Origin of the sequence: Sphingobacterium micropteri, from assembly GCF_014692515.1 — a bacterium.
Lineage (GTDB): Bacteria > Bacteroidota > Bacteroidia > Sphingobacteriales > Sphingobacteriaceae > Sphingobacterium > Sphingobacterium micropteri.
Window position 1 is genome coordinate 12,109 of the sequence record NZ_JACOIK010000013.1, and the last position, 19,567, is coordinate 31,675.

At 42.1% G+C, this 19,567-nt stretch carries 12 protein-coding genes; 11 read left to right on the forward strand and 1 reads right to left on the reverse strand.

From position 1 onward, the window contains the following. The first annotated feature begins 161 nt into the window (after positions 1–161). Together H8B06_RS17050 and H8B06_RS17055 are read left to right on the forward strand one after the other, a co-directional pair. A complete protein-coding gene (locus H8B06_RS17050; protein ID WP_190995413.1) occupies positions 162–2,753 on the forward strand; it encodes a TonB-dependent receptor in 2,592 nt (863 codons plus the stop codon). A gap of 401 nt (positions 2,754–3,154) precedes the next feature. Beyond that, positions 3,155–3,598 carry a sulfatase/phosphatase domain-containing protein gene (locus tag H8B06_RS17055; RefSeq protein ID WP_190995414.1) on the forward strand — a complete coding sequence of 148 codons (444 nt, stop codon included), beginning with the start codon at positions 3,155–3,157 and terminating at the stop codon, positions 3,596–3,598. A gap of 6 nt (positions 3,599–3,604) precedes the next feature. Here H8B06_RS17055 and H8B06_RS17060 read toward each other — a convergent pair whose 3' ends face one another. Beyond that, entirely contained in the window at positions 3,605–5,143 is a 1,539-nt protein-coding gene (locus H8B06_RS17060; protein WP_190995415.1) for a sulfatase, read from the reverse strand. Between the two features lie 694 nt (positions 5,144–5,837). Between H8B06_RS17060 and H8B06_RS17065 the strand changes: the two genes are divergently transcribed. The 9 genes from H8B06_RS17065 to H8B06_RS17105 are packed head-to-tail and all read left to right on the forward strand — an operon-like array spanning position 5,838 to position 19,529. Beyond that, a complete protein-coding gene (locus H8B06_RS17065) occupies positions 5,838–8,867 on the forward strand; it encodes a SusC/RagA family TonB-linked outer membrane protein (RefSeq protein WP_190995416.1) in 3,030 nt (1,009 codons plus the stop codon). Positions 8,868–8,876: 9 nt separating this feature from the next. Further along, entirely contained in the window at positions 8,877–10,214 is a 1,338-nt protein-coding gene (locus H8B06_RS17070) for a RagB/SusD family nutrient uptake outer membrane protein (RefSeq protein WP_190995417.1), read from the forward strand. Positions 10,215–10,228: 14 nt separating this feature from the next. After that, the gene (locus H8B06_RS17075; protein ID WP_190995418.1) at positions 10,229–11,566 is read left to right on the forward strand and encodes a DoxX family protein; all 1,338 of its coding nucleotides are present in this window, start codon (positions 10,229–10,231) and stop codon (positions 11,564–11,566) included. Between the two features lie 19 nt (positions 11,567–11,585). Further along, positions 11,586–13,193, forward strand: a complete 1,608-nt coding sequence (locus tag H8B06_RS17080) for a hypothetical protein (protein ID WP_190995419.1) — start codon at positions 11,586–11,588, stop codon at positions 13,191–13,193. Next, a complete protein-coding gene (locus H8B06_RS17085; RefSeq protein WP_190995420.1) occupies positions 13,186–13,797 on the forward strand; it encodes a c-type cytochrome in 612 nt (203 codons plus the stop codon). Before H8B06_RS17080 ends, H8B06_RS17085 begins: the two co-directional genes overlap by 8 nt. Before the next feature lie 6 nt (positions 13,798–13,803). Next, positions 13,804–15,060, forward strand: a complete 1,257-nt coding sequence (gene soxC, locus H8B06_RS17090; protein WP_223857738.1) for a sulfite dehydrogenase — start codon at positions 13,804–13,806, stop codon at positions 15,058–15,060. Between the two features lie 25 nt (positions 15,061–15,085). Further along, on the forward strand, positions 15,086–17,158 hold the full coding sequence (locus H8B06_RS17095; RefSeq protein WP_190995421.1) for a TonB-dependent receptor plug domain-containing protein: 2,073 nt from the start codon (positions 15,086–15,088) through the stop codon (positions 17,156–17,158). A 32-nt stretch (positions 17,159–17,190) separates the two neighbouring features. Next, positions 17,191–18,624, forward strand: coding sequence for a phytoene desaturase family protein (locus H8B06_RS17100; protein WP_190995422.1), 1,434 nt, complete (start codon positions 17,191–17,193; stop codon positions 18,622–18,624). Then, complete coding sequence (locus H8B06_RS17105) at positions 18,621–19,529, forward strand: epimerase (protein ID WP_190995423.1); 909 nt, start codon at positions 18,621–18,623, stop codon at positions 19,527–19,529. The genes H8B06_RS17100 and H8B06_RS17105 overlap by 4 nt, the downstream gene beginning before the upstream one ends. Positions 19,530–19,567: the final 38 nt, after the last annotated feature.

Genomic DNA, 19,567 nt, shown 5'->3' on the forward strand with positions numbered 1-19,567 from the left:
GTCTTTCGCTAAAAATGCGAATGTGCAGATTTTAATTTCTTCCCTCTACAATAGAACACAGAAAAGGGAAGCAGATGCTTCCCTCCTGTGTTTAATAACAAACCGCAAGTTCAATTTTGGCGTTGGCACTTGTTAGTATTTACTATTAAACACCCGAAAATATGAAAAATTATGGAGTTTTACGATACTCACCACTCTTATTGTTTGTTTTTCTAATCAAACAAAACCTATTTGCACAAGTTCAGCCACAACCGATTATTAATGCTACCCTAGAAGGGGTTGTCATTGATTCTGTTTCCAAAGTACCTATAGAAGGTGCGACCGTTCAATTGGAGGCGGTTACGCACAGTGTCCGTACGGATAGAGATGGGAAATTCGTGTTCGTCACCGGTCAGAAATTACCATTCACGTTGATTGTTACGGTTGTGGGCTATCAACAGAAAAGAATTGTCGCCGATAATTCACCGACTACGATAGAATTGTCCCCTAAACAAGAAACATTAGATCAAGTTATTGTAACGTCACGGAGAAGGAGAGAGCAACTTCAGGACGTACCCATTCCGGTTTCCATTGTACGGGCTAGCACGATAGAAGATGCGGGGGCATTTAATGTTGGTAGAATTAAAGAAATAGTTCCCACGGTACAGCTTTACTCTTCCAATCCGCGTAATACGACGTTAAACATTAGGGGATTGGGTTCTACGTACGGTCTAACCAACGATGGTATAGATCCGGGTGTGGGATTTTATTTAGACGGTGTTTATTTGGCACGTCCTGCTGCGACATCCTTAGATTTTATTGATATCGAGCAAATTGAAGTATTGCGTGGTCCTCAAGGAACACTATTTGGTAAAAATACGACGTCGGGAGCTTTTAATATAACCTCCCGTCAACCTGAATTCACACCCAGTGCAAATTTCGAATTGAGTTACGGCAACTACGGTTATATACAGGCTAAAACATCTTTAACCGGTCCATTGATCAAAGATAAGCTGGCAGCTCGTGTCTCTTTTTCGGGAACACAGCGTGACGGAACTTTGTATAATGTCTATTCCGATCGCCAGATTAATGACATTAATAACTTAGGTGTGAGAGGACAATTGTTATTTACACCGAGTGAGAATTTAAACATATCATTGGCAGGTGATGTGACGAAGCAACGTCCGGATGGTTACGGTTGGGGTATCGCCGGAGTTGTTGAAAATCAGCGATCAGAATACAGACAGTTCAATAGTATTATTCAAGACCTTGGATATGAAATTCCTTACAAAAGTGCTTTTGAACGAAAAGTGGATCTGGATACACGTTCCAAAGCAGACAACGAATTGGGCGGTGTTTCGCTAAATGTAAATTATAAAATTGGCTACGGTACATTGACATCTACGTCAGCCTGGCGTTATTGGGATTGGGTACCGCTAAATGACAGGGATTATTTAGGTGTTCCTGCTTATACTATTTCAGCCGGAAATTCCGTACACGATCAATGGTCGCAGGAATTTCGGTATTCCGGTAATATTAGTGAAAAAGTAAGTGCAGTTGTTGGGGTATTCGGTCTGTGGCAGGATTTAAAAACGGATCCGGTACATACCGAAGAAGCCGGTGATGCATTATGGCGCTTTCAGCAAAACAATGAGTCGGCCACGCAATGGGCTCCGGGACTGATCGATAGAGTTGGTATTCGTACCAAATATGGTATTAAAAGTACGAGTTTAGCCGTTTTCTCCCAATTTGACTGGGCTATAACCTCTAAATTACATCTATTGCCAGGATTACGGTATAACTACGATAAAAAAGTAGCCGATTACGACCGTAAAAAGTATATCGATAACACGATAGATTATACGCCGGAACAACTTGCAGCGGTAAATAGTATCTATTCTGATCAAACATTTGACGTAAATGCTGACGCCGGAAATCTGTCGGGTCAACTATCACTTCAATATCGGTTTAACCCGCTTTACAATGCTTACGCAACCTATTCTAAAAGTTACAAGCCAATAGGAATCAACGTCGGTGGACTGCCGGTTATTGATGGAGAAGTCGCGACTGATCTAGCGGAAGTAAAACCGGAATCTGTAAACCACGTGGAATTTGGCGTAAAAACCAGCCCTAACCGAAATGCTTTCTTGAATTTAACAGTATACCAGACGAATATTAAAGATTATCAGACCCAAGTGCAAACACCAGATCCGGGAGTAAACAGAGGTTACCTAGCTAATGCGGAGAAAGTGCGCGTACAAGGTATTGAACTAGATGGAAGTGTAAGGCCGTGGGAATTTTTGAGATTGAATGGATCACTGGCTTATACAGATGGAAAATATGTTTCGTTCACGAACGCACCTGTTCCATTGGAAGAAGTGGGAGGCCCTGAAGCTTTTAAAGATGTTTCCGGCGGAGCGCTTCCTGGGATTTCAAAGTGGTCTTGGTCATTGTCCGCCGAATTGACGGCAAAGGGGCGCTTGTTAGGACTGGTAGGAAATTACTTTTTGGGAACGGATCTTTTTTATCGGTCTAAATTTTCGTCCAGCCCGTCACCATCGCAATACTTGAACATAGACGCCTATGCATTACTAAACGCACGTGTAGGCTTCCGGGCGGCAAGTGGACTCTCTGTAATTGTATGGAGCAGGAATTTGACGAATAAAGATTATTATGAGCAATTACTCGCTGCTCCGGGTAACTTCGGTCAATATGCTGGGGTAATTGGCGATCCGCAGACCTATGGGGTGACGCTGCGATATAATCTTAGATAATTGACGCTCAATACAAGCTTATTTCTCTTTGTTTAAGGAAGTATATAGGGGAATTGTTCCCCTATACTTCTGTCTTATAATTGATAATGTTACAAGCTAATTGGCGTTGGCACTTGTAGTTATTAACTTTTAGACAGTATAAACAAGAACAAAAAAAGAATACGACGGTATTCTACTTATCTGCTATTCTCCATTATTTTTTTCTGCACGCCTATCCTACGTGCGCAAGAAAACACTAAACCGCTCATCAATGCCACATTATCGGGGTCAGGTTCTCGATTCATTGACCAACGAACCATTGGCTGGTGTTACGGTACAATTACAGACGGTTACCCACAGCGTGGCAACAGATCGGGAAGCCCAATTACAACAAATTGTCCAAAAACGGCCCACTACGAGGTATGAAAGCAGATTTATACGAAGGTGGGATACGGGTACCGCTCATCGTGAAATACGGGAGCTCGACAGCAGGTAAGACTTCTGCATTTCCCACCTATTTCTCAGACCTATATGCGACGCTATTGGATATAGGTGGTGCACAGGATGGAGGAGAAACAGACGACACCAGTTTGCTCCCCGAATTATTTACACCCAATAGCCAAAATCGGGAAGATCGTTTTCTTTATAGGGAACAGTATCCCAAAAAAGGGATTCAGCAGGCGGTGCGTTGGGGCGACTGGAAACTTATCCGCCCGGGAAACGACGCACCTGTTGAACTTTATAATCTGCGAACCGATATCGGCGAAACAACAAATATGGCAGGAAAACATGCAGACATGGTAGAAAAGTTACAAACCTTCCTTCACCAAGCGCATGTACCGTCCGATTGGTGGCCGGTTGAATAAAAGGGCCTAAAGTGGTTTGGAATGCTGTTTAGCCGGACTAGGCGCTAGCGGTTCACGATACGCTGGCTGCTTCTTTAGCAAATCGAGTGCTTTCTGAAAATCCTTATTATTCATGTCTGCTTGATTTTTATATTCCAGCAGATCTTCCCCATAGATGTAAAACTCATACCGCGGAGCGAGATTCTTATTCTTGATGTTGGTCCATTCTACCAAACGATAGTTATCTGTTCGGATGGCGCGTCCCATCCAACCATCGCGCGGATAACAATGATAGGCATAATCTATTTTATGTTCTTTTTTGGTTAATAAAGGAACTAAACTTTCACCATCAAAAGAGACTGCATTGTTTGTCGGAAGTTGTAAGCCTGTCAACTGGATCAATGTGGGATAAATGTCAACGGTTTCTACAATCGATGTAGAAGTATGTCCACTCAAAATTTCTTCCGGATACGAGATCACAAGTGGGATGCGATTAGCCAATTCGTAATTCACATGTTTCGTCCACATGCCCATATCACCGAGCAGGTAGCCATGGTCTCCCCAGAGGACAACGATCGTATTTTTATCCAAACCTGACCGTCTCAGTTCGTTTAGAACCTTTCCTATTTGAGCATCGACGTAGCTTACGCCGGCATAGTAGCCGTGTATGAGCTGTCTTTTTAACGAGTCGGGATAACGCCGATTCTCTTCGTACACAGGAATATTCTGGTATTGTTCGATTTCGCCGAATCGTTTGATGGCGAAATTTGGTGCTCCCGAAGGATGTTCCTCCGTTTTGGGCAATGGAAGCTCGTACTCATCATACAAATCCCAGTATTTTTTTGGAACGGAGAACGGAAGATGCGGACGTGCAAAGCCCACAGCAAGAAAAAAAGATTGATCTTTGGCCTGTAAAGAATCTAATACCTGCACTGCCTTATTGGCAACACGGCCATCCCCATAAGCCTCATCCGGTACATCCGGGGACTCCCATGGAATACCCTTTATCTGTTTCAGTGCATACTCCCAGGAGTGATTTTCAAAAAGTGCTGCTTCTACTGTCAATTCGGATGGCGACTTATCCATCGTCAAGTACTCAATAATTTTCTCATGAAAGTGAGGTGCCGACCAAGATTGTGTATCATTATAGGTATTATGGCCTATATGAAATACTTTTCCTATTGCCTGTGTAAAATATCCTTGGTTTTTAAATGCTTCAGGAAGTGTTACCACGTCCGGATAATATTGGCGGATATCTCTACCAAAATCGTAAAGTCCTGTTGAGGTGGGACGACTTCCCAGCAAGAGACTGTTGCGCGATGCCACACAAACCGCTTGATTACTGTAAGCACGATCAAACCGCACTCCTCTATTGATCAACGCATCGATATTTGGTGTAACAGCCGCATCATCTCCAAAACCGTTTATAGCAGGCTTTAAGTCATCAACCAAGATGAAAAGAACGTTTGGCTTTTTTTGCTTCGTTTGAGCGCTGGAATAAGGTATAATACAAATAGTATTACACAGGATAACAAACACAATTTGATACAACTTTATTTTATTCATGATTTAAACTGTTTTACTTAATCTATACTAGCCGCCTTCGACTTAAAGATCTCATTTCTATGGAAATTAGAATCTTGGCATCTTATCCTTATAACATTTTATCGTATAAGGGTTTGTCGTTTCCCACTTGTTTTTGAGCGGATAAACATTATATTTCTATGCTTTCTTTTTCAAAAGCTCTTTTCCGTTCTTCTACCTTTTTTGGGTATTTATCCGCAAAATTATGTATTTTGTTAAAATCCTCCTTCATGTTGTATAAATATATGCCGTTAGAACCGGGTTCTCTCACTACATGATATTGGTTACGTACGAATACTACGAACGCAACTCACCTTTCCCACGAATCTTTTTAAGGAATAAATATTTTCATAAAGTCTATTAAATTAGTAGACTTTATGAAAAATGTTTTTATATTTGCACTGTTCGTTTCAATTGGCGTTGGCAACGATAGTATTTAAACATTAAACAGAATATGAAAACTTTCTACCAGACCCTACTTTTTTCTCTTCACGCAACACGTGATTTTGTCAATCTTTATTGTCTTTCGCTTCGAATGCGAATGTGCACCTGTTAACTTTCCTCTTCACATAAAAATCAAAAGGGAAGTTAATACCTCCCTTTTGATTTAATAAGCAAATAACAAGTTCAATTGGCGTTGGCACTTGTCAGTATTCACTATCAAACACTCAAAACTATGAAATATTGTAGAGTATTCCGATACTCGCTTTCTATTTTTTTAATCTGGGCCGCTGTTATAACAGCGTGGGCGCAGGAAACGAAACCGATTATTAATGCTTCCCTTGTCGGGACAGTGATTGATGCAACAACAAAAGATCCTATCGAAGGTGCTACCGTGCAATTGGAGGCCGTCACACATAGTGTAAAAACCGATCGCAGTGGGAAGTTTTCTTTTGTGACAGGTCAGAAATTGCCTTTTAAGCTTACCGTTACTTCAGTCGGCTACGCAACACAAAACCTGGTCATTGAAAACTCGCCGGCTGTCATCGAGTTAAACCGATCTACGGAAGATTTGGATGAAGTAGTTGTCGTTGGATATACTACCATAGCGAAAAAGAATCTCATCGGTGCCGTCGACCGGGTATCTCAGCAAGCGGTTAAAGATATTCCCACAGGAAGTTTTGATGCACAGCTTCAAGGTAAAGTGGCAGGAATGCAAGTTGCGGCTAGTACGGGGATTCCCGGAGAAGCGTTACACGTCCGTCTGCGGGGGGCAACCTCCATTAATGCAGATAACAATCCCTTGTATGTTATTGACGGTGTTTTTCTGAATTCGGAGAGCCTTCAAACTATCAATACAGGTGGTAAAGCGACATCTCCTATAGCTGATTTGAGCCCGTCAGACATCGAATATGTTGAAGTGCTGAAAGACGCGGAAGCAACCGCTCTGTACGGATCGCGAGGTGCAAACGGGGTTATTTTGATTACAACGAAGCGCGGAAGAAATTCGCAATCGGCTAAGATTGATGTCAATCTTTACACGGGAAGAGGAAAGGCTGCTAAACTGTGGGAATTAACTACAGGACCCGAACACGCTGAGTTGGTGAACGAGTATTTTAGAAATATAGGTCAAACTGAGCCATTTAGACCCGTTGCAGACGGGGGGAGAGGGCTACCTTCTGAACAGCAAACGTACGACAGATTGTCGGAAGCATTCCGGACGGCAGGAGTTCATAACGCGGATTTATCTGTATATGGAGGTAGCGAGAATACAGCTTATTATTTAAGTGCTGGGTATAATAAGCAAGAGTCTATATTGAAGCCAATCTCCTTTGACCGGGCAAATTTTCGTTTCAATTTAGACCAAAAGATAAACAACAATCTTAAAATAGGTTCGAGTAATGGTATTTCGAGAACAGGCCGTAACCAAGGTCGGGCGGGGGATGGGCCGCAGGGAGGTATTTTGCAGGCGGCATTGCATACGCCGACATATCTATCACCCTACAATGAAGAAGGTGTCTTGGTCGGCAGGGCCGGGTTTGATAATTTAACTTTGTTATTAGATAATTATGATGTCGGATCAACAAGTTTGCGCTACATTGGAAATGTTTATGGTGAATACCAGATTACACCGGCTTTGAAGTTTCGTTCGACGTTTAGTGTGGATTATAATAATTACAATGAGCACGAGTACTGGAATAAATTACTAATCGCTGGAAGTGGTGCTAACGGATTAGCAACTTCTGCAATTTCTCACTCGACAACATGGATCAATGAGCAAACATTAACGTACAGGAAAAGATTAGATGCTCGACATACTATCGGCGCATTGTTGGGTAATACATTACAGGGAAGTTATTTTTCCCTAACATCGGCAGAAGGTAGAGGCTTCGCAACGGACGACTTTACACTAATCAATACCGCTGCTACGACAACAAGTAACCAAGATTGGGATCAATATAAATTGGCTTCTTTTTTCGGTAGAGTGGATTATGCGTTTGATGATAAATATCTATTGGATTTTTCACTACGTGCAGATGGATCTTCAAAATTTAATAAAGGATATCAATGGGGGTACTTTCCGGCAGTTGGTGTCGCTTGGCGCTTAAGTAAAGAAAGCTTCTTACAGGATGTTACCTTTTTGGACGACTTAAAATTAAAAACCAGTTATGGTCTGACCGGTAACCAAAATGGCATCAATTCCTTTGCTTCCAGACAATTGTGGTCGGGCGTCGGGTCGTCTTATCGAGGGGTTGCAGGAATTTTTCCCGAACAATTAGCCAATCAGGAGCTCAGCTGGGAGACTACATCGCAATTCAACATCGGTTTGGATGCGGCCTTACTGAGCAATAGATTGACTACGTCGTTAAACTATTATTATAAATATACCAAAGATGGATTGTTGACCGAAGTGCTGCCCGGAACGACAGGTTTCAGCAGTTTTACGAACAATGCTGTAGAAATTAGCAACAAAGGATTTGAATTGAGCATTAGTTCATTGAATATCAATAGTGACGTTTTCTCTTGGAATACCTCATTTAATATCGCCCGTAACATCAATAACATCGAACAGCTGGAAACCCCGCAAAATTATGGTAGTCGAAACCTTATTCAATTTAAAGAAGGACATCCGATGTATTCATTTTGGGTATACAACCAATTATATGTCGATCCGCAAACAGGAGATGCCGTATATGAAGATGTGAATGGTGATGGCCGTATAACAACCGATGACAGACAGATTCTAGGTAGTATCTGGCCAGATTATTTTGGAGGTCTAAGTAATGATTTTTCCTATAAAAACTTTGATTTAAGCACATTCTTTACGTTCTCAGTCGGCAACAAAATATATAATCATAATCGTTTTTTCGGGGAAGCCGGAGGAGCTAGGGATGCGGCGCGTATCATTTTTAAATCTAATCTGGATCGCTGGCAACAATCTGGAGATATTACAGACGTCCCGCGTTCAGATGGGGTCAATAATAATAATTATAAAGACGGCGGCGGTAGATGGCTGGAAGATGGATCCTATTTAAGATTTCGAACATTGAGTTTGGGGTATAATTTTACGACGAAGAACCTAGGGAAATTGCCTTTGTCGAAGTTGAGGATATATGCCCAGGCAACCAACTTATTTACGATTACAAAATACACGGGGCTTGACCCCGAATCTGCAGCAAATAGTGCAGCAAATCAACAAGGGATTGATTTGGGAACACCACCACAGCCCAGAAGTTTTCAACTAGGTGTTAATTTAACTTTATAAGAGAGAGTCATGAGAACAAAATTTCTATATTTATTTTACATAGTCCTATTCACGAGCTGCTCTTCGTTCTTAGAGGTAGACCCCAAGTCATCCATCTCAGGAGAAGGTATAATCAAAGATGAAACATCCGCGAACGCAGCTATCAGCGGAGTGTATGATGCACTAAGAAGTTACTATAGTGTAGATTATCAGTCCATCGCCTACTTGTCAGGTGATAACGTCCAATGGACAGGGTCGCAATCACAGGTGCAAGAGTTTATCAACAATAGAGTCAATCCAGAGAATTCAACGATATCTTCTACATGGAACGGAATTTATAATACGATAAATCGAGCGAATAACGTAATTAGCGCCCTCGTAAATTACGAAGGAGATGGAATACCGGCAGCTGTAAAGGAGAATGTGTTAGGGCAAGCATACGCTATTCGCGGGTTGGCCTATTTTGATTTAGTACGCGTATGGGGCGGGGTTCCGTTAATTACAGAGCCAACCGAGAAAGTCGGGGATAATATTGGGATAGCGCGTAGCACCGTAGCACAAACGTATCAACAAGTGATTGATGACCTGAATCTCGCGGAGGATCTTTTACCTTCTGCAACGGATCGTTTTGCTTTTACCAAGAAAACGGTCTGGGCTTTAAAGGCTCGATACCATTTGTATCAGAAGAATTGGGAAGAGGCTAGGGACTATGCAAAACTATTGATTGATGACCAATCAAATTATGAACTAATCGCTCCTTACTATTCATTTTTTAAGAATAACGTTACTGGGACTAGAGAGTCGGTATTCGAACTGTTTTACAGTGCTAACGAACCCAATCCGCATAGAGCGCAATGGCAACCGCAAACGAATGGTGGAACCAGACAATGGGCGCCCAGTGAGGCGTTGATAGCCCTACTGACAAACGTTAGTACGGCCGGTGCGCGAAGTGCATTAATAGCACAGGACAACCAAAATCGCTGGTACGGTGATCTATATTATAGAAGCACAGGTGCCGATCCAACGTACGTCATTCGTATTGCCGAACTCTATCTTATCCGTGCTGAAGCCCATGCTGAACTGGAAGAATATAATCTAGCGATAGATGATCTAAATAAAGTCAGAGGACGAGCTTTGCTTGGGGATAGGCCATATACAACGAGCAAAAGTGATGTTTTGCTGTGGATTGAGGATGAACGTCGGCTAGAATTTGCATTCGAAGCACACCGTTGGTTTGATTTGGTCCGAACAGGTAGGGCGCAACACGTATTAGGTGTAACCGAATCATTCCGATTATTATTGCCGATTCCATACAGCCAGATACTGGCCGATCCGGCACTAAAACAAAATCCAGATTATTCATCATAAAGTATCGATATAGGATGGCAGCATATCTTCAAAATCACGTATGGAAGAAGTATCTTCTTCGTGTGAGCATACTTTTTATCTTGTTGCTCAGTCTACCTTTGCAATCAGATTTCTATAAAACGTTGTTTACGATCAGTTGGCAATATTTTATTGCGGACGTATTCCACTTAGTTACCTTCTTACCACATTATTTTGGTGAACAGAATGGTGTATTGGATTGGATATTGATCTTAATTATTGCATTGATTGGAGCAGCTGTCTGGCTGAAAAAGGAAAAACCCGGAAATGCCGATAGCGAACAGCTATACTATTATTATTTGAGGATATTTGTACGCTTTAAACTGGCGGCAATATTGTTTGTCGCCGGCTTTCTCAAGCTATTTCCCATTTTTGTTCCGGAATTATCTTTGAGCCACTTAAATACAGCGTATGGTTATTTTGCAGATTGGAAACATTTACTGTTAAGTTTATCTGCAGCTCCGGCGTATCTGGTGTTTCTGGGTATCGTTGAACTTATTGCTGCGGTATTATTGCTTTTCCGGAAAACAGCTTTTCTGGCCGTCATTTTTGTTATACCGTTTTATGGAAATGCGTTTTTGGCAGATTTAGCGTATCAAGGACCCACTTATTTTGTGTCTACCTATATCGTCTTGTTGACCCTGCCCATTTTTGTCTATGATCTGCAACGTTTAGGATCACTGATTGTTGACTTTAAAGAGACATTGCCGGCAAACTGGAAATTGGATTGGCGGGAAATAAGTTGGTCAAAATGGCGATTGCCACTAAAAGCTGCTTTTGTCTTTGTTTTTATCGTGTTAACAGGTGTCAGATCTTACTCGATCTATCAACAGCCAGATTCATCATTGCATTATCCAAGTGAGACAGGTCTACCCGATATTGAAGGAAAATACATGGTGGATATTTTTGTGTTAAATGGCGATACACTGGCTTCTTCACCAATAGATAGCGTAAGATGGAAAGATGTTGTATTCGAAAAATGGAATACATTAAGTGTGCGAAAAGTAAATACAGTTTTCAAGGACGAACCCGCTACCGCTTTTTTCCAACGCGAAGATGATCACAGAGATTATGAATACACCCAAGTTGGAGATCGTCTATACTATCGCTATACGATAACCAATGATAGTATAGCACTTAAAAATCCAAATAGAAATTATCATGATGATACCTACCTATTTAAATTGGAACGACCCGATAGCGTCCATATAAACTTGGCCGGTTTTAACGTACGGGGAGATACGCTTCAAGTTGGACTGCGTAAGGTAGACAAAAAATATCTTTTGTATGAGGTCAAAAAGATTGGACGTCGTGGGCTAGGATATAAGTTATAAATATTAAAATCATTTGAAGATGTCAGTTCATAATTTGTTACAAGGTAAGAGCCAATGGACTACCTTTCAACTCATCGCTTTTCGTATTAGCTTTGTTTTCTTTATCATCATATCGATACCGAATAACCCATTGTGGTATAAGCATGTGTTTGCCATAGATTGGTTTAATCTGGATTATAGGGATCTGTATGATATCTGTCGGTTTGGATCAGGTGTAAATTGGTTTGGTCGAACCACATTTGGCTATCGTTTGGAAGGGTATAGCATTTGGGTCAACACCCTATTTTTTTCTATTATAGCTGGTTTCATTTGGACATTTGTTCTAAAACTGTTCAAAAGAGAGCTATCGGAGTACAATAAGCTTTTTTATTGGCTTAATGTTGTTGTGCGATACAGAGCAGGTTTGGGAATTATCGGGTTTGGTTTTACAAAACTTTTTCCGGTACAGATGCCCTACCCTTCTTTAGGGATTTTGGATACCGATTACGGTGATTTAACCGCACAAAAGATTTTTTGGCTTTCATTCGGGATTGTACCTTGGTATCAGGTATTTGCCGGTATACTGGAAGTGGGAGCAGGCACTTTGCTGTTTTTCAGGAAAACAGTTCCTATCGGGGCTGCTTTGCTTGTCGGCGCATTGGGGGCCATTGTTGTAGTGAATTTTGCTTACAACGGGGGGGTGCATGTTTACAGTTCTTACTTCGTATTGTTGAGTTTATTTTTGCTGGTGCCCTATTACAAGCCGTTCTATAATTTGTTTGTCAACGAAATCGCTGCGAAAGTCGAGCTGTATCTCCCCAAATTTAAACCTAGGGTTAACTATTTTAGAATTGGTTTCAAAATCGTCATTATCTTCATTTTTGTAGGTGTCTTTTTCTATTTACAGTATATAGATTATAAATATGACCCTTACAAACAGCCTTCATCCGCAGGCGTTAAGGAGTTGCGGGGTAATTATAACGTGACGGAATTTAAATTAAATGGAGAGACAAGGCCATTTAATCCATATGATACGATCCGCTGGCAGTCGGCAACATTTGAAAAATGGTCTACGTTGACGTTCCGTGTCAATAGACCCGTGCGATTAGACTTGTCAAATGGTGGCGGCGATCCAAAACGAGATGTGAACCGCACATTTGAATTATCTGGGGTTGCAGGAGGACAACGTGCGTTTCATTATTATGCGGACACCGACAATAAAAAGTTGTATCTGGAAGATAAATTTAAGCTTATTCCCGATCCGCGTAATGTGACAGCTGGTGAGGGAGGCGATGGAGGTGTTCGAAACTATCTGAAAGATCAAAAGGCATATGATGATGCCCCAGCAATTTCTTTAGAAGAATGGTTGCCCGATTCGGTAAAACATAAGTTTGCTGATGAGGTGGATGATGTCCATCCCAAAGCCAGGACTACGCGCCGTATCCGCGAGTTTGCTAAAGCAGATGAATTGGCGAAAAAAGAAGTGAGACAGCGTTTCGTAGTTAACTATACCGTGTATGATAATGGTAATAAAGTCATATTGGAAGGGATAGATGAAAACCGTGATTCGCTCTACGTTGTCTTGGATAGGGTTGTAAAAGATTATAAGCTTACCCCAGGTAAATTGGTTGCTGGACAGTATGATTAACAATAGGGCAGTATATATAGTGCTTGGATGTGCTGTAGCACTGCTTATTCGTTGCAATCCTGCCGATAAGATCCCTTCTGACGAGCCAGTTCAGCGACACGAAGCAGATTGGTCTGACGGACTTGCGACGTACGAAGCAACGTGGCCGGAGAAATTTGGAATAGGAAGACCAGCAGATAAAAGTTTTATTGCCAAATGGGATATCGACGTTCGGCCCGATGGGAAAGGCTTGCCTAAAGGCGAGGGTAACGTGAAAGATGGTGCTGTAGTATACCAAAATAAATGTGCAAGCTGTCATGGCGTCAACGGTTATGAGGGACCCGAGGATAAGCTGGTCACAGATTCGACGGGAAGAAATACGATTGGTAATTATTGGCCCTATGCGACAACTATCTTTGATTATGTGCGTCGCGCCATGCCATTTAATGCCCCTGGGTCGTTAACGGATCAGGAGGTTTATGATATCACTGCTTATTTGCTGTATTTAAATGGTATCATACAGGAAGAGTATATTATTACAGAAAAGACCCTGCCAGCGGTAGAAATGCCTGCAAAGAAAAGATACATATTGGATGATCGGCGTGGGGGTCCAGAGATAAGATAAAATAATATGTCAGCAGAAAGAGAACATTTTAGGCAAATACGGAATCTTGTCCGTTGGTTGATGGCGGCCGTTGTCTTTTTTTTAATTTTGGCGGTAGGCTTTGCGGTGTATCAACATACATCCAATCAGGTCATAGAGCCAGATTTTGATTCAAAAATTGTTGTCGACCCCAGCAAGGTCCAAGGAGCCCCATCGTCCGAAGTGGGGTATCGTTCTAAATTTGATAGCCCCAAGCGTATAGCTACGTATGAGACGGCTTCACGAACGCCGTTGGAAGATCTGCAAGGTACGATTACGCCATCGGACCTACATTTTGAAAGACATCATGCCGGTATCCCCGAGATAGATCCGTCACAACACGAATTACTGATTCACGGTTTGGTTGAAAAACCTATACGATTAAAGCTTTCAGACCTCAAAAAATACCCCTCGGTATCGCGAATTTGTTTTATTGAGTGTTCGGGCAATTTTCGTTACGGAAAACGGGAAATGACGCCGGGAGAAGTATGTGGTTTAACTAGCCAAAGTGAGTGGACGGGTGTGTTACTTTCTACCGTTTTGCGGGATCTCGGCGTTAAACCGGAGGCCAAATGGTTGTTGGCAGAAGGTGCTGATGGGGCTTTGATGGCACGTAGTGTACCCCTGCAGGAAGCACTGACGGAGGCCATCATCGCCTATGGTCAGAATGGGGAAGCTATCCGACCGCAGCAAGGTTATCCGATGCGATTGGTCATTCCCGGTTTCGAAGGCAATACACAAATCAAATGGTTACGACGTATTGAAGTGACAGATGAACCAGTGATGACCCGGGAGGAAACTTCTAAATATACAGAGAAAGTCAAAGACGGGAATATCCGGATGTTTAGTTTAGTGATGGATGCCCGGTCTATTATTACCTATCCTGCGTATCCGAAGAAAATTGAAAAAGGCTGGCAAGAATTGCGTGGCATAGCGTGGAGCGGTAGGGGAAAGGTGACAAAAGTACTGGTGAGTGTAAATAATGGTAAAACCTGGCAGGAGGCACATTTACAGGGACCGGTGTTAGAAAAAGCACATACCGCATTTAAATTCATGTGGAACTGGGATGGAAAACCAACACGTGTCCTAAGCAAAGCGATTGATGAGACAGGTTATGAACAACCGACATATAATCAGCTTGTAGAAGCAAGAGAATCGAAGGGAGGTTATCATTTTAATCCTGTTGTGGGTTGGGATGTTGAGAAAAGCGGTGAAGTGTACTTGGCAGACATTAAGGACATCTAATAACGTATTTATTATATCGGAAAACGTGAAAATAATTTTTGAGAGACTATCAACTTTGCTTATTTTATTATTTGTTCAGAACACTTTTGCGCAAGTTGGACCGAATGATAGTACAAGTCGCTACTACGCTATTCAGGAAGTCACCATTTTTGGGAAAGGATCTGACATCGGATTGAACAATAGGGTTTCGGCAACACAGATCCAGAGCTTCAATAAGCACGATGTAGTTGAAGCTGTTAATTTATTGCCTGGTGTTAGCATTACGCAGCTAGGAGCAAGAAATGAGGGGAGTATTTTGGTAAGAGGTTTCAATTCGCTGCGGACGCCGGTTTTTTATGATGGTATTCCCATTTACACACCTTACGACGGGACATTTGATTTGAGTAGGTTTAATACGTTTGATATAGAGGGCATTTCCATAGATAAAGGTATGGTATCGGTGCAGTACGGACCGAATACAATGGGGGGTGCGGTTAATATCATTTCTAAGAAACCAATAAAAAAATTAGATATCAATGGTCAGTCAGGTTTCATATCGGCAAAAGGTGACGTGGCAAATGGATACTTTTCTTCGTTCAATGTGGGGACTAGACAAAACACGTATTATGCACTCGGCTCCGTTTCTGTTTTGGATCGAAAAGATTTTGTTTTATCTAATAGTTTTGAACCAACGGATATCAGTTTACAGGACGCAGGGAAAAGAAACCACGCTGCTTCTCAAGATATCAAATTGAGCGGAAAAGTTGGCTATACACCAAACGAAACAGATGAATATTCCTTGAGTTTTATTTATCAAAATGGAAATAAAACTATTTCTCCAAATGTGCTGCTGACCGGAAACAGCAATTGGAGAGATTATCCTGTTTATGATAAAAAAAGTGCTTATTTCAAAACAAAGACATTGCTTGCAGAAAAGACTTTTTTACATGTGACGGGGTATTACGATACCTATTTTAATGAGATGAAGCAATATGACGATAAGGAGTATATATTGCAAAATAAAAATTCATCTTTCTCGAGTGTATATGATGACTATGCAGTTGGCGGGATAGTAAATCTTACGTCGGAGGCCATTCGAAATAACGTTATAACGTTGTCCTTAAATCAGAAGTTTGACGTGCATAGGGAGCATAATCGCGAAATTGCAGAGCGTTTGGAGGTTGGACAAAATTTTAAAGCAGGAGAGCCCGTTCAAGAATATAATGATTATACTTTTTTTGTAGGTGTGGAGGATGTTATCGAGCTTAATTCTTTTGTCAAAGGGATTTTAGGATTGTCTTACAATACCAGAAGGAATACCGGAGCACAGGAATACGGTACACATTATGATACAGGCGAGCGCGACGTGTTATTTGATTTTCCGACTGGTTCAAATCAAGCCTTTGATTACAAGGGTGGGTTGGTTGTTGAACCAGTTGATAACCATAAGATCACATTATCGGCGTCAAAAAGGGCCCGTTTTGCTTCGCAGAAAGAGCGATATTCAAGTCGATTCGGAAGCCAAGTGCCTAATCCCAGTCTGAAATCGGAGTATGCATGGGTGTTTGACCTGACCTATTCGGGGGAAATAGGTTCTGTATTTCAGTATGAGTTGTCCGGTTTTGTGAATGATATCCATGATGCGATCCTTGTACGGACGGTTGGTGAACTGGATAATGGTAATCCGGTTAACCAAAATATTAATATCGGAAAAGCGGTATTTCAAGGTTATGAACTCGCTTTTGGGTATCAGCCGTTGTCATTTTTAAGTTTGGGCGGCAATTATAGTTTTATGGCATTAAAGGACAAAACCGGAAATGATGAGAAGTTTACAGATGTACCAAACCATAAAGTTATGGGGTATACTAAAGTTGATATTCCAAAGATTAAATCGGCTTTTCTTGTCAGTGTTGAGCATTATGGTAAACGGTATATGACGAGTACAGGAGATGAAGCACCAGACTTCACTTTATTGCAGGCGAAGTTCTCCGTCCCTGTCGTTAATGGTGTTTCGCTGGATTTGAGTGTTCGAAATTTATTAGATAAAGATTATTATCTGGCTTTAGGTTATCCGCGAGAGGGGAGATCGTTTTTGACAGCGCTATCCTATCGTTTTTGATGTTGGCTGAAAGTAAGTAACTTAGTAAGAGAATGAAAAAATACGATGCCATTATAGTGGGATCCGGTCCGAATGGATTTGCTGCAGCGATTACTTTGCAGCAACAAGGACTTTCTACGTTGATCGTGGAAGGCGCTGATACCATCGGAGGAGGTATGCGTACAAAAGAGTTGACCCTGCCGGGCTTTAAGCATGATGTTTGTTCAGCGATACATCCCATGGCGATGGCTTCCCCTTTCATGCGCTCTCTAACTTTAAAAGAATACGGATTGGAATTTACCCAAGCGGCTTATCCCGCAGCACATCCTTTGGACAGCGGCGATGCAGGCGTACTATACCATAGTTTAGAAGAAACTGCACAAGATTTAGGGATTGACGCGCGCACCTATACAAAATTGATTCTACCCATCATTAACCGATGGGAAAGCTTGGCTCTCGATACTATGGGGCCATTGCGTTTCCCTCGTCATCCGCTGGATTTGGCAAGTTTTGGGTTAAAAGCTTTAAAGCCGGCTACCTGGACAGCGTCGTCGTTTAAGACACAAAAAGCAAAAGCACTATGGGCAGGAGTGGCGGCACATGGCATACAACCCCTATCAAACTGGGCAACTTCTGCCATTGGCTTGGTGCTGATGGGGGTAGGACATCGGTATGGTTGGCCTATTCCCAAAAGTGGTTCCCAGTCTATTGCTGATGCGTTGGCAGCATATTATATTTCGCTCGGCGGCGAAATACAAACAGGATGTTGGGTAAAAGATACGCGGGAGCTTCCCCAGCATAAGATCTTGATATTGGATCTAACACCCAAGCAAGTGCTGAGATTAGAGGGATTGCAGTTGCACGATTCCTATCGGAAACAGTTGAGAAATTATCGTTATGGCATGGGGGTATTTAAGGTTGATTGGGCGCTTTCTGATGCTACGCCCTTTAAAGACGGGTACAGCCAGCAAGCGGCAACGGTGCACCTCGGTAATACCTATGATGAAATAATGCGGAATGAGCTTAATTCTCACAGAGGTCATGTGGTAGACAAGCCATTTGTTTTGTTTGCACAGCCTAGTCAATTTGATAAAAGCCGGGCCCCTGAAGGTAAACATACAGGATGGGCATATTGCCATGTCCCCAATGGCTCCACTGTTGACGTTACAACGCATATTGAGAATCAGATTGAACGTTTTGCTCCTGGTTTTAAAGACACTATTCTGGCGCGGCATACCTTTAATCCTACACAAATGGAAGCATATAATCCAAACTACATTGGTGGAGATATCAATGGCGGCATAATGGATATCTATCAGTTGTATACGCGCCCCTCTTTATCCCTTACGCCCTATCGTACGTCGAACAGAAACGTCTACATCGCCTCTTCCTCTACACCTCCGGGAGGAGGTGTGCACGGGATGTGCGGATTCCATGCTGCCCGCTTCGTTTTAAAGGATCATTTTAATGTGGATGTAATGTTATGAGTAAGATTATACTTGCCGGAGGATCCGGTCATCTAGGCACGTTATTAAAGAGGGCTTTTCTGGATTCGGGATGGGAGGTCGTGATTTTGTCCCGGCAGCGGAATAGAAAAGAAGAAGGCGTTACGTATGTGTTTTGGGACGGTGAGCATGTCGGATCTTGGAGCAATGTGCTGAACGGTGCAGATGCCGTGATCAACTTGAGTGGTAAAAGTATACAATGTCGCTTTACACCTAAAAATAGAGCACTTCTTGAAGATTCTCGCCTTTTACCAACTAATGCCTTGGGAAGAGCAATAGCCACTTGTAATAAACCTCCAAGACTCTGGATAAATTTTTCTGGTATATCTATTTTTTCTGGATTAAACGAATGGCAGGATGAGACAAGTATGGCGATCGGCAACGATTATCTAGCGCAACTGACCCGAAGATGGGAAGCTGCTTTTTCAGCATTTGATCTTCCGGATACGTTGAAGGTGATACTTCGCGTCAGTCCGGTGTTGTCAAAACAACAAGGTATGTTCGCTGAACTAATCCCACTAGCGAAATGGGGTCTGGGCGGGAAAGTTGCTGATGGACGTCAATGCGTTAGTTGGATTCATGAGCGAGATTTTGTGAAATTGGTACAGTGGATAATCGAGCGGACGCAACCACGGCGGGTTTATCATGCCTGTAGCCCTAATCCAGTCACCAATGCTGCATTTATGAAAGTGCTCAGAGAAAGTGTGGGTGTTTCTTTTGGGCTGCCACTTCCCTTGATCATGGCGCGTATCGGTTCGTTTTTAAAAGGCGTCGATTCGAGTATTCTACTTCATTCTGTTCCGGGGACAACCAAATACACTGTGGAAGATGGATTTGGTTTTGACTTTGGAGAGATTAAATGTGCATTGACCGATCTCGTGAAATAATACTTATATTGTCCATCATTTACAAAAAACCTTAACTG

Coding starts and splice junctions, on each gene's coding strand:
- H8B06_RS17050 (WP_190995413.1), top strand. CDS start 162: ATGAAAAATTATGGAGTTTTACGATACTCACCACTCTTATTGTTTGTT.
- H8B06_RS17055 (WP_190995414.1), top strand. CDS start 3,155: ATGAAAGCAGATTTATACGAAGGTGGGATACGGGTACCGCTCATCGTG.
- H8B06_RS17060 (WP_190995415.1), bottom strand. CDS start 5,143: ATGAATAAAATAAAGTTGTATCAAATTGTGTTTGTTATCCTGTGTAAT.
- H8B06_RS17065 (WP_190995416.1), top strand. CDS start 5,838: ATGAAATATTGTAGAGTATTCCGATACTCGCTTTCTATTTTTTTAATC.
- H8B06_RS17070 (WP_190995417.1), top strand. CDS start 8,877: ATGAGAACAAAATTTCTATATTTATTTTACATAGTCCTATTCACGAGC.
- H8B06_RS17075 (WP_190995418.1), top strand. CDS start 10,229: ATGGCAGCATATCTTCAAAATCACGTATGGAAGAAGTATCTTCTTCGT.
- H8B06_RS17080 (WP_190995419.1), top strand. CDS start 11,586: ATGTCAGTTCATAATTTGTTACAAGGTAAGAGCCAATGGACTACCTTT.
- H8B06_RS17085 (WP_190995420.1), top strand. CDS start 13,186: ATGATTAACAATAGGGCAGTATATATAGTGCTTGGATGTGCTGTAGCA.
- soxC (WP_223857738.1), top strand. CDS start 13,804: ATGTCAGCAGAAAGAGAACATTTTAGGCAAATACGGAATCTTGTCCGT.
- H8B06_RS17100 (WP_190995422.1), top strand. CDS start 17,191: ATGAAAAAATACGATGCCATTATAGTGGGATCCGGTCCGAATGGATTT.
- H8B06_RS17105 (WP_190995423.1), top strand. CDS start 18,621: ATGAGTAAGATTATACTTGCCGGAGGATCCGGTCATCTAGGCACGTTA.